Annotated in this window: 8 protein-coding genes; 3 read left to right on the top strand and 5 right to left on the bottom strand. The window is 51.5% G+C overall.

The window, feature by feature from the left end; translation table 11 throughout:
• Positions 1 to 94 precede the first annotated feature (94 nt).
• From GmarT_RS17285 to GmarT_RS17275, 3 genes are all read right to left on the bottom strand, one after another.
• A complete protein-coding gene (locus tag GmarT_RS17285) occupies positions 95 to 1414 on the bottom strand; it encodes an FMN-binding protein (protein WP_002645145.1) in 1320 nt (439 codons plus the stop codon).
• 103 nt (positions 1415 to 1517) lie between these two features.
• Positions 1518 to 3815 (bottom strand): FAD-dependent oxidoreductase, encoded by a 2298-nt coding sequence (locus GmarT_RS30295; RefSeq protein ID WP_002645146.1) that lies wholly within the window; start codon positions 3813 to 3815, stop codon positions 1518 to 1520.
• A gap of 180 nt (positions 3816 to 3995) precedes the next feature.
• Complete coding sequence (locus GmarT_RS17275) at positions 3996 to 4919, bottom strand: hypothetical protein (RefSeq protein WP_002645147.1); 924 nt, start codon at positions 4917 to 4919, stop codon at positions 3996 to 3998.
• Positions 4920 to 5143: 224 nt separating this feature from the next.
• On the opposite strand from GmarT_RS17275, the gene GmarT_RS17270 reads away from it, so the two are divergent.
• Both GmarT_RS17270 and GmarT_RS17265 read left to right on the top strand, forming a co-directional pair.
• Positions 5144 to 5764, top strand: a complete 621-nt coding sequence (locus GmarT_RS17270; protein ID WP_149303012.1) for an ECF-type sigma factor — start codon at positions 5144 to 5146, stop codon at positions 5762 to 5764.
• On the top strand, positions 5761 to 8319 hold the full coding sequence (locus GmarT_RS17265; RefSeq protein WP_002645150.1) for a bifunctional serine/threonine-protein kinase/formylglycine-generating enzyme family protein: 2559 nt from the start codon (positions 5761 to 5763) through the stop codon (positions 8317 to 8319). The genes GmarT_RS17270 and GmarT_RS17265 overlap by 4 nt, the downstream gene beginning before the upstream one ends.
• Positions 8320 to 8469: 150 nt before the next feature.
• Here the strand turns inward: GmarT_RS17265 and GmarT_RS17260 are convergent, their stop codons facing one another.
• Together GmarT_RS17260 and GmarT_RS17255 are read right to left on the bottom strand one after the other, a co-directional pair.
• Entirely contained in the window at positions 8470 to 10167 is a 1698-nt protein-coding gene (locus tag GmarT_RS17260; RefSeq protein WP_002645151.1) for a glycerol-3-phosphate dehydrogenase/oxidase, read from the bottom strand.
• 16 nt (positions 10168 to 10183) lie between these two features.
• A complete protein-coding gene (locus tag GmarT_RS17255; RefSeq protein ID WP_002645152.1) occupies positions 10184 to 10645 on the bottom strand; it encodes a GNAT family N-acetyltransferase in 462 nt (153 codons plus the stop codon).
• 136 nt (positions 10646 to 10781) lie between these two features.
• Here GmarT_RS17255 and GmarT_RS17250 point away from each other — a divergent pair, with 136 nt between their 5' ends.
• A complete protein-coding gene (locus GmarT_RS17250; RefSeq protein ID WP_002645153.1) occupies positions 10782 to 11999 on the top strand; it encodes a XylR family transcriptional regulator in 1218 nt (405 codons plus the stop codon).
• Positions 12000 to 12030 lie beyond the last annotated feature (31 nt).

Here is a 12030-nt window from a genome sequence, read left to right as displayed (position 1 = left end):
TTTACTGCAGCGTCTCCCGGGCCAGTTGGACCGAGTAAACTACACTGAAAGATGCGATGGTTAAAATGTGCATCGCTCTGAAAACAAATCAGCATCATTGCAGCAGTAACAGCTGTAATTGATCAGCGTATTGGTTTAAAACAATCGCCAGAATCAGAAGCAGGCCGGCCACCAGATCACTTCGGCCGAAACGATCTGCCCTGCCATGGGAGCGGACAAATTCAAAAATGGCACCTGTGGGGCAGCCATAGTGACAGTAAGCCTGTGGGACAAACAGGGATGCAATGAGTCCTGCGACTGCAAGCACGATCGAAGCGATTCCCGCGGATGCCAGCAGATAGGCATCAAAGGCTTCCAGTTCTGCCAGATCCACGGGGATTCTTAAAAACAGAATCGTGAGAATCAGTCCGATCAATAAAGCGGGGATCCACCGCAGTGCCCGTTTGATATCCGGTCTGATTTTCCATTTGGACCGCGCGGGGAGTACTCTTCCCAGAAATTCCTGTGCGGTCCCATGCGGGCAGATGCTCTGGCAGTACACATTGCGTCGGGTTGTCCAGGGAATGAGCACGGCCACTGCGGCCAATACAACCAGGCCGAAGACTGTTCTCCAGGGAACCGTATACCGGGCCCAGCCGGCAAACAGTGATTCCGCCAGCAGATCTCCGGTCCAGAAACCCAGATAAATCATGGCGACGAGCTTATACAACTTTCGCAACCAGTGAATCCGCTTGAGCCTCGTGAAGGTAATCAGGCAAGCACCGATACAAAACGCAATAATGGTTGCATCTTTTGCACGGAAGAGAAAGGGGGGATCTGCCTGAATCTGCTGTTCGGAGGAGCGAATTCGATGTGCGATGGCATGCGCGATGCCCATACTGGTCATGGTGGCGCCGGAAACACCTTCGATCTCCCCGGACTGGAGGTCGAGCGCGGCGATTTGATTCCAGCCATAATCTTTCCAGAGGTTCATCCAGTACTCATTCTGACGGACATCATTCACGTGAGATGTAGTGTCTCCACTGCTGCGGATTGAGATGCCGACGATGTGGTCTGTCTGCGAGTTAAATACGATCAAGGTGTCTGAGGGGCCGCAATAGCCGATAATGTCGTCGGAGACAGGCGAAGTGCGGATGGCGTACCCAACAGTTCTCTGTTTTTCATCCAGTACAAACAGCCCCATCCGTTCCGAATGATCGACTTGCAGTGAATGAGCGGCGGGAATGAATTTCTGAACTTCCCGCAGTTCGATGGGGGCCTTACCCTGCACGCGCAGTCGCACAAAGTAGTCCCTGATGAGACAGACAATGAGAACCAGGATGGTAATGCGGTAGAGTTTGAGAGAGAGTGACTTGAATTGACTGGCGCGCCGTTTCGGTGATGGTGGCTTCACAGCTTGCGGTAAGTCTGTCATCCTGTTCTCATCGTCCCAGGCAAGCTGCTTTGCCTGGGACGTTTATCTCTGGTGTTGGTTTCAAGCGATGGTTGAACGGAACTCTGAATACAGGGGGGCGAGGTCAGTCAGCAGGCAGGACCTGGATCGCATCGGCGTGTACATTCCCGTCCACACCCTCATTGGACATGACAACTTCAATCTGCTGACCTTTCTCGAATTTAAAGGTGCCTAGAGAAATAAAGCCATTCTTCAAAGGGGGTTTGATTCTCTGATTGATCTTTACCGTTTTTGAATCCTGGGGTGAGTGAATTGTGACCGGGGTATTCGTCGCGCGGTTTTCATGATGTCCGTAAGAAAGACGCACTTCGTATTTTCCGGTTTTTTCCACCTGGAATTTGAAGTGGATCTCGGCTTTTTTACCTTTGCCATGATAGACATAGTGATTGCCGACAAAACCTTTCAGACCTTCGCCTTTTGTCCATGTCCCGACGAACTGCACATTGTTGCTTTCGTCATCGATGACAAGCCCGGGAAGTGTAGTCGGATCGATATAGGCATCGATGACGGGAGGCAGTTCTTTAGAGTCTTTCGAGATATAAAACTCTCCATCGATGGTATCGCGGCGTTCAACACCTTTGCGGGCCATCAGTTTTTCGAGGTCCTGATAGTAGTCTGTATAAACTTCGCGGGGACTGCAGTCTTTTTCGGTACAGACTGCTGCCGCTTTACCGACGACTTCGCCCATCATGCCCCCTGTTTTCATGACGCGTACCGTTCCGAGTGCCTCATGTGTCACACTGATGCAGCGCCCGGCCATGAACAGGTTTGGGATATTCCGAGAGTAAAAACATCGATAGGGAACCGGATAACCGAACCTGCGGTCGACGCGACTGTCAAACACAGCCTGCGAGATGAAAGGGTCTTCCGGGTACTTCTGCATGTATTGCTTTTTGGGGTAGTGTAAATCGATGGACCAGGTGCTGGGGACGCAGCCATCCGGAAAGGCGATTTTATTCACAATGTCTTTTTTACGCAGAATTACGTCGCCGCGGAGCATACGAGATTCGCGTGGTCCACCTATGAAGGCCATCCAGGTTAATTCCGCGTTGGCATGTTTGTCTTTACCACCTTTGTTTTTTATGGCATTCCAGGCACCATAGACGGCACGGAAATTCCAGTCCCGCATCGATTCGAGGTCTTTGATCGGATCTTTATCAAAGCCGCTCTCCCAGAACCATTCACCGTGAAAGCGCTTGGGGTAGGGGAAGTCTTCCATATTCAGGTTGAGCGCCCAGCTGACATCCGGGAATGATTTTTCTGTATCGGCTTCTTTCCAGGTCCACATGTTGCTCATGCCCATGTGCCCTTTTTCATGTGTGTAATAATCGGCGCCGGCTAAATATCCGATTTCACCATGCCCGGTGCAGTCCGCGAAGAGGGAACCAAGAAATTCCGTCCGTTTGCTGGTTCTGGTATTGAAGGCGGTGACGCTCTGGATGGATTCTCCCTCTTTATTCACCTCATAAGCACGCGTATTGAGGAACAGATCAATGTTTTTTTCGGCGCGGACTACATCCTCTTTCAATTTGTCGCCGTACTCTTCATAAGTGCCGGGAGAGGCAGCAGCCGAATCGGCAAATTCTGCGATAATCTCGCCGATATGAGGATATTTTCCGCGTCGTACCAGCCCCTGTGCCCAGACACGGACTTCCGAACTCCCGTTTCCACCCAGTACAGGGCGATCCTGAATCAACGCGACCGAACATCCCATGCGGGCCGCAGAGATCGCGGCTCCCATGCCGGAATATCCACCACCGACCACCACCAGATCATATTTCTTTGTTTTTTCCGGCTGAGCGGGCAGGCCGAGCATGTCTTTGCGCCACTGATCCATGGGGGACAGATCGTTGGGGGGCTGATAGTTAAGATCTTTGGTAAACAGTATTGCGTCACAGCGGCCTTCAAAGCCTGTCAGGTCGTGGAGCGTCAGTTTGACTTCCGGTTTGGTGATCTCCACGGTGCCGCCATCGTGCCAGAACCATTTGGCACTCTTCGTTCCGAATGTCTCATCTAATGGTTTGCCATCAATGGCCAGTTGGAAGCGACCTGGTGCTCCCTTGGCCTGCCAGGGAGCAACCCAGTCTTTTGTGCGAACCAGAACGCGGTATGTTCCTGTTGAAGGAAACGAGACGGTTGTTTCTGCGTCTGCCACCGGCTGGCCCAGTCCATGCGCCAACAGATAGGGAGATCCCATGATATTGATAAACTGCGTGTCCAGTTTCCAGCCACCATGCTGATCGAAACTCTCTGCTTCCACCAGAACACCTTCGACTGGCTGTGAAGCGGCCGCGTGCGGGACCGGGAACAGTGTGATCGCAAGCACTGCGAATACAGAAAGGGTTTTAGCCGGGTAGCGCATTCTCACAGACTCCTGCCATTGATTTCGTTGAGTGTGATTTATTGAGTGTACATCTCACTCGTCTTAAAACGGATTTGATCCGAAATTAACGTCTGATGAGATTATAAACCCTCTATCGAATCAATTGCAAACAGGCGGTCGTGCGAAATGCTGGAGCGAACTGTTAAATAATGTTCTTAATTATTGGGCATGCTTACCCAGAAATTCCAAAAGCTGCGTATCAGAGACTTCGGCCTGGTTCGAGAACGATTTTCCCTTAAAAGAAGCAGGCACAACAGGGCGCTGAAAATGAACATAGTCAAATCCAGCCACCAGATCGGGGCGACCGTTGCGGATGACCTGGTTATTCTGCTGCGGAGGTTTCAGACGCGAGGCTGTTGAGTAGTCTGTATAAACCGTGAGCCCCACCTGCAACTGCTCAGGCATATCAGTGCGACGATATCGCTGATGGATATTCCAGTTTCCTTCCGGTGTTTTTTTCAGCAGGATGAAGTCATTGCCAATCCGAGCAATCTGTATCATCGCGGCTGGCGTTCCTGCGTCGGTGACTGCGAGCGTCGATCGACTGTTGACCGTGGTCTTGACTTCAAACTGAAAAGAGCCTGGTCGATTCGCAGCGCCAAGAGAGAGGAAGATATAATTCTCGCCACCTGGTTTCCACGTTTGCGGAGTGACATCGCGGGGAGTACGGATCATGAGGCCTGCCAGTGAATAATTACTGCGCGGTGCGCCATCGCCATCCCGTCGCGCGACGCGGATACTGGATGTGACTACAAAATCTCCTTTGACTTCTTTGTAGACCAGAACTCCCCGATAGTCCATGTACCAGGTACTGCTGTAGGGGACCATGACCATCCAGCCCGGTTTGGTTTTGGCGATATCAAATTTCTCGAGCTGGTCGGCATGGCTCTGTTCTGTCTGATAAATCCGAGACCACTGTTTCAAAGTAGAGGCGTCATCAAAGTCATCACTCAATCCTTTGAGGTCGTCTCGCGGGTTACCGGTTTGCTGTGCAGTAACATCAGCGATCATCAGCAAGCTGACTGCGAGTGATACGTAAAAGAAAAGACAGGCTCGGAATTGAAGTACGTGAAAATGGAACATGATCTCTTTTCCTGGAAGTCGACGGATGATGTACGCAGTTCAATGCTTTTCAGTCTGTTCGGACTGTTATTGGAGTGAATTCGTCAAAGATTGTGAAGATGCGACAAAAATTACGCGAAAAAAGATACTTTGTCTGAAATGAGGTGGAAGCTGTTGAATGCCCGTACTCTACGATATACTGGTATGCTGAAATTCAGAAAAGCCATTCATGAAAGCATGTCTCAATGTCTGTGATTGAAGAAACCGTCACACAGTGGATCGATCAGTTGAAATCAGGAGACGCTCAGGCTGCGCAGAGGTTGTGGGAATCGTATTTTCTGGAGATGGTGGAAGTCGCGCGGCAGAAATTACGAGGTGCACCACGGACGATGGCGGATGAAGAGGATGTGGCGCTGAGCGCTTTTAAAAGTTTCTGTATTGGGGCTCAGAATGGCCGCTTCTCACAGGTCACCGATCGGCAAAATTTATGGCCGCTGCTGGTGGCAATCACATCACATAAATCAATCGACCTGATTCGGCTGGAAAACAGACAGAAGCGGGGCGGAAGTGGACAAAATGACGCAGCTGGGACGAGTAAGAAGCAAACGTCCATGCGAGTTGATTTTGAAGAGATTATCCAGCAGCAACCCTCTCCCGAATTTGCCGTTCAGATGGCAGAAGAACTGGAACGGCTATTGAATTTATTAGACAAAACAGGTGATTCAGCCTTAAGACAGGTTGCATTGGCCAAAATGGAAGGGGAAACTACAACTGAAATTGCGCAGAATCAAGGTTGCGCCCGCCGAACCGTTGAACGAAAACTCCAGTTGATTACCCGTCTGTGGCAAGAGGATTGCAATTTGTGAAATCGCGAAATGAAACTGGTTTCGAACAGCTGCCTTCAGACCTGATGCTGCGAATTAACCAGCTGTGTGATCGGTACGAGTCACAATTGAGGCTGGGGGAACTCCCTTCAATTGATGACTACCTGGAACATATCGCGGTTGAATACCGGGATGTGATTCTCAGAGAATTAATTCCTCTGGAAATGGAGCATCGTTGCCAGTTGGGTGAATCTCCCGATGCTAATGAATACCTGGAGCTGTATCCCGGACTCGATCCGACCTGGCTGGCTTCCTCTCTGAAAACGACACAGACTGAACTGCTGACCGCTACAGGCATTTCTGCTGACCACAAACAACAAAGCCTGCCAGAGCCCGTCCTGCTGGAGCAGTGTCAACAGCGGATTGTGAAAGAGGGCATTCTCTCGCAGGAAGAATTGACGAAACTTCAGGAAGCGTCTGCAGCCGGTCAAGACTGTCAGACGTCTGAGGGGCTGACAGAATTACTGGTGCAGTCCGGAAAAATTACGAATTACCAGTCAGATGTGTTGTTGTCCCAAGACGAGCGACGGTTGTTGATAGCTGATTACCTGATTCTGGAACCGATTGGCTCCGGAGGAATGGGAACCGTTTACAAGGCGCTGCACCGCCGGATGAAACGCATTGTTGCCTTGAAAGTCATTCGGACTGATCTGCAGCATGTTCCTGATCGGCTGAAACGTTTTGAACGCGAAGTACAGACGGCTGCGCGGCTTTCACATCCTCACATCGTGACGGCATACGATGCGGGAGAAGATCGGGGAATTAATTACCTGATCTGCGAATATATCGATGGAGAAAGTCTGACGCAGATGGTCCGTGATTCCGGACCGCTCGACTTTTCTGATGCCTTGAACTGTATCATGCAGGTCGCACGGGGGCTGGAGTATGCCCACCGTCAGGGAGTGATTCACCGCGATGTTAAACCGGCTAATATCCTGGTCGATGATCAGGGGGATCTGAAAATCCTGGATATGGGACTGGCACGGCTGCAGCAGCCCGATGATGTCATCCTGGGCGGGGAGACGCAGCCTGAATTAACTTCCAGTCAGTTTTTTATGGGAACCATTGACTACATGGCTCCCGAGCAGGCGCGGAATACGAAGCTGGCAGATCATCGGTCTGATATTTACAGTCTGGGGTGTACGTTCTACTTTCTGTTGACCGCCCAGCCCGTCTATCCGGGAGAAACCACCGTCGAACGAATTCTGGCGCACCGGGAAGAACCGATTCCCCGACTGTCAGAGCGGCTCCCTCAGGTTCCATCCGGATTCAATGCGATTTTCGAAAAGATGCTGGCAAAGTCTCCCGATGATCGCTACCAGTCTGTAACCGCACTGATTTCTGATCTGGAAAAATTCTCTACGGACTATGAAGGGCAGACTACGGTAATTTCACTGGATGAGAGTTCTCAATCGCAGGTGACCGATGCCAACTGGGCAAGTGCGCCGACCGAAGTCCAACCCGCTCCCGTTGTCCCCGAGTTGACCATGCTGGCAAGTACCAGCGAGCAGCAAATGGCAAACTCTGCTGCTCTCCCTAAACGCGGACTGTTGTGGGGAGGGCTGGCTGTCACCACTGTGATACTGATCGTTGCTTTTTCCTGGAAACCGAAGATGACGGAACGTTCGGTTGCCGACAGTGATGTGGCAGCAGACTCGTCGACAATAAATCTGAATGGTGCGACAGTCGCTCCCCTGCAGCAGACGTATGCTGCCAGGATGAAACTGCCGGTTAAGGTGGAAGTTCCCATCGGTGCGGGAGGAACAAAAGTCAAACTGGAACTGATGTTGATTCCCCCCGGAACGTTTCAGATGGGTGATCGGATGGGGACATCAGCAGAATCGGACGCCCCACTGCATCCGGTGAGTCTCACCCGACCATATTACATGAGTTCAACAGAAGTCACGAACGAGCAGTTTCGTGAATTTGTCAACGCGACGAATTATCAGACCGATGCAGAGCGGAGTGGCGGTTATGGGATGACTGGTGGCAACTGGGTAAAGACGATGGACTACTCCTGGAAAAATCTGGGTGACTTACCGGTTCAGGATCAGGCACCGGCGGTCAGTATCAGCTGGAATGATGCGACCGCATTCTGTGACTGGCTTTCCGATAAAACGGGAGATCGCTATCGTCTGCCTACAGAAGCAGAGTGGGAATATGCGTGCCGGGCCGGAACCGAGACACCCTGGTTTTTTGGTGAGCAATCTGACCAGATGGATCAGTATGCCTGGTTCCTGAATAATTCCGGCGGGCGGGTTTATCCTGTCAAACAGAAACGCCCCAATGCCTTTGGCCTGTATGACATCTACGGGAATGAATGGGAATGGTGCCAGGATTATTACAGTCCCGGTTACTATTCTGATTCCCCTGTTGAGAATCCGACGGGACCCGCGCAAGGGCGAGAACGTGTCCGGCGGGGAGGGGGGTTCCAGCAACCGGTGGCTCAGCTGACTTCTTATGTCCGCGGGCATGGCGTGCCGGAGACACCGTCCCGCGGAGCGTTCCGCATTGTTCGTGACACACAGCTTGACTGATACCCGCGTTGTGAAAAACTGCCGGGAAAGATGCGGGATGTTTATCTACGCATGATCTGAAACAGTTCTGGAGTTGCCTGATGACCCCAAACGTGAAAAGTTACTTCCTGCCGAGGCAGAGAGAGGTACATAGGGCCGGCTGGGGGAGCGTTAGTGGACCCTTTTGCCGTAAAACTTTGTGAGGTGTGCCTGATAGATTTCGAGTGTCGCAGGAATCTGTGCTGCCTCCAGTTTGCCTGTTTCAACCAGACATTCTGCGAGTGCCTGAAGAGTCGCGGCTTGTAACGTTTCTTCGAAGATCAGCATCAGGCGACGTTCGACGAGATCGCCGATGGTCTCGACCCATTCGTGATTGATCGTCCAGAGTACGTACTGGCGGGGAATATTCGTTCCGGGGAGCAGGTCTGTGGAAAAGTCGGGGAGGGAATCCAGGATTTCTTCAATCATGGTTCCCTGGAGTGTCCAGAGGGCCTGGATGCTTGCCTGCGAAAGTTGATACTTTTCAGCGAGTCGATCCTGTTCCGCTTTGAGAATATCTGCGGTTTGCGGGTAATGCTCTGCACCGGGGATCAGACGGGTTTTTGATTCGGAGTGATAGCTCTTCCCCAGTTTTTTCAGGATGCGACCGGTGACGTTTTCTGCAAAGGCACGCCACGAAGTCAGTTTTCCCCCTACGAGAGTGACGATCCAGCCAGAAGGGCCTTCGCGTTCTTTAATTGAGTGATCGCGCGAAATGGAAGCGGCTTTGCCTTCCGGTTGATAAGGCAGAGGCCGCACGCCGCTGTAGTGCAGGTTGATATCGTCATTTGTCAGCTTTACCTGCGGGAAGACCATGTTGACCATGCCGACGAGGTACTCCAGTTCTTCAGGACTGGCAGTGACATCAAGCGGATTTCCTTCGACGCGGACATCGGTTGTGCCAATCAGGGTACAATCTCCAAACGGGAGAATGAAAACGAGTCGGCCATCACTGGCTTCGGAGTAAATCGCCTGTTCGCCCAAAGCATCCCTTAGACTCTGATTGAAGGTGATGATGTGACTGCCTTTGGTGCCTCCCATCAGACGGGGAGAGGCAACGTCAACCTGCTGGAGCGTGAGGTCTCCACAGGCTCCGGAAGCGTTGATGATGACTTTAGGAGCAAACAGTTCGTGATTTAAATTGGGGTTCTGCAGAGAAGTCAGTTGGGCGTTTCTGTTTTTCAATGAAAGCTGATGATAGGTGAAGAGTTCAAATTCGAGGCCTTTCTGCCGGGCAATTTTCTGACAGTCATGTAATAACGCGACGACGAAACGCTCGGGAAATCGCATTTGCGCGTCGGAATAGCAGGCGAGCCAGCGGAATTTCTCTTGATTGATATCGGGTAATCCCGGTTCTCCCACATTGTGAACTGAATGGCGGGGGAGGTTTCCTTTCGAGGCGAACCAGTCGTACATGGACAGTCCCATGTCGACGAGATACATACCCCGCTCAGAAGAGAAGGAGAACTGGTTGTTGAGCCAGTGCGCTCCCGGTACCCGAAACCCACTGAGAAAACGCAGGCCGGAGGACATGACACCCGTGGCGCGATGGGCCAGCGGAATCGCGAACCTCAGCGGTTTCACAAAATGCGGTGCCAGATCCAGCAGGATACCGCGTTCATGTACCGATTCTTTCACCAGCGAAAAATCACCATATTCCAGGTAGCGCAGGCCGCCATGAACCAGACGGGAGGATTTGGAAGTTGCTCCCTGAGAGAGATCTCCCTGGTCGATCATGCAGACCGGAATCCCGTTCAACAGCAGTTCACGGGCAATGGCGACGCCGTTGATACCTGCTCCCAGTATGAGTACCCGCTCTGTCTGATTCATAAACAGTCCATTTATTTTACGTAGAAGGTTTGAATTCCATTAACAGCCGATGTTCATGGGGGCGATAATAGCCTTCGATTATTTTTCTGATTTGAAAGCCAAAGCTTTCATACAGCTTCACCGCCGGTGTATTCTCGGGGTTCACAGTCAGTAATACAACTTGATCAGCTCGCTGCAGCGCCTGTTTCATCAAAGCAGAGCCGATTCCCTGTCCGCGAAAATCGGCATGCACCATGATTTTATGCAGAAAAATTTCGTCAGTATTCGTCGGAAACATCAACAGGGCACCGGCGAGTGTCTGTGGACTCTCTTTCCGGTAAGAAATCGCGATTAAGACGGTCGCGTATTCGCACCAGAGCCTCCAGGCATGTTCGCCATCGGGGATAAATGTGTCCGGTTCGATCGGCCATGCGATTCGATCCAGTGCTGCAATTTCCAGAAAATCCTGGGCGTGTGCCTGTTTGATCTGATAGTCCACGAAAGCCTTTCACGGTCAAGTCTTGTCTGTCATGGTGTAAATAAAGTTCATGAAGAGTATTGTACGAAGTCCGTCTATCTGTTTCGATCTTGATTGAACAGAAATCAGACTTGCTGTAAAAGATTACAATTAAAAATTGAAAAACGCCTCGCGCCGCATTCCACATAGTGATAACAACACGATTGATTCAACCATCATGGCGAAATCCAGCATACCACATGTGGCCTTATTGATCGAAACGTCCCGCTCTCACGGACGGGGTTTGCTTAATGGCATTCGTCAGTTTATTGCCGAAAAGGAAGAATGGTCGGTTTTCCTGATGCCTCGGTCACTCGATTCACAGGTTCCCGAATGGATCTCCCGCTGGAAAGGGGATGGCATACTCTGCCGGACGACCAGCCAGGAAATGGCGGACGCGATCACGAAGTCGGGGATTCCAGCATTAGAACTGCGTTCGACCAAACTTAAACATTCCTTTCCCTTCCTGGGGATTGATAATCGTGCGATGGGTCGCATGGTGGCGGAACATTTTCTGGAACGGGGAATCCGTCACTTCGGCGTCTATGAAATCGGTTGCGAAGTTTATTTCGAACAACGCTGCGAGAACTACATCCAGACCATCAATAACGCCGGTTATGAAGTGAGTGTCTTTTCTTCTCCCGATGATTCTGAAGTGCCGCGTGAATGGGAAAAACATCAGGAAAAAATGGTGAAATGGGTAAGTGGACTTCCCAAGCCGGCAGGCGTCATGGCATGCACCGACCTGCTGGGGTTCTGGCTGCTGGATGCCTGTGATCGCGCCGGAATATCTGTTCCTGATGAAGTTGCCGTCGTCGGAGCTGAAAATGATGATATTCTATGCATGATGGCGCGGCCGCCTTTGTCGAGTGTGGCTTACAACTCGACGCGTATTGGTTATGAAGCAGCGGCGCTGCTGAGCCGCATCATGAAAGGAGGCTCAGTTCCCGAAGAGCCCTATCTGCTTAAACCGCTGGGAATTGTCACGCGTCAGTCCTCCGATGTGGTGGCCGTGGATGATCCTGAACTGGCGCTGGCGCTACGGTTTATTCGCGAAAATGCCTGCAAGGGAATTCAAGTTACCGATATTCTGAAAGCGGTTCCCATGTCCCGGACTGCATTGGAACGCCAGATGAAATCGGCGATTGGCAGGTCTCCCAAGGCGGAGATCATCCGGACGCAGATAGAACGGGCCAAGGAACTGCTGGCTTCGACCGATTTATCACTCTCCCAGATCACGCAACGTATAGGTTTTCGCCACACGCAGCACTTCAGCACGCTGTTCAAAGAAAAAGTGGGTGAAACTCCCGGCGAGTTCCGTTCGCAGATGCATTGATCACATGCATACTCCTGTTGCCCGGGAAAAG

It is taken from the genome of Gimesia maris, from assembly GCF_008298035.1.
GTDB classification, from domain to species: Bacteria; Planctomycetota; Planctomycetia; order Planctomycetales; family Planctomycetaceae; genus Gimesia; species Gimesia maris.
Note: the sequence above shows the minus strand (reverse complement) of the source record. Positions and strands in the feature narration are given on the sequence as shown.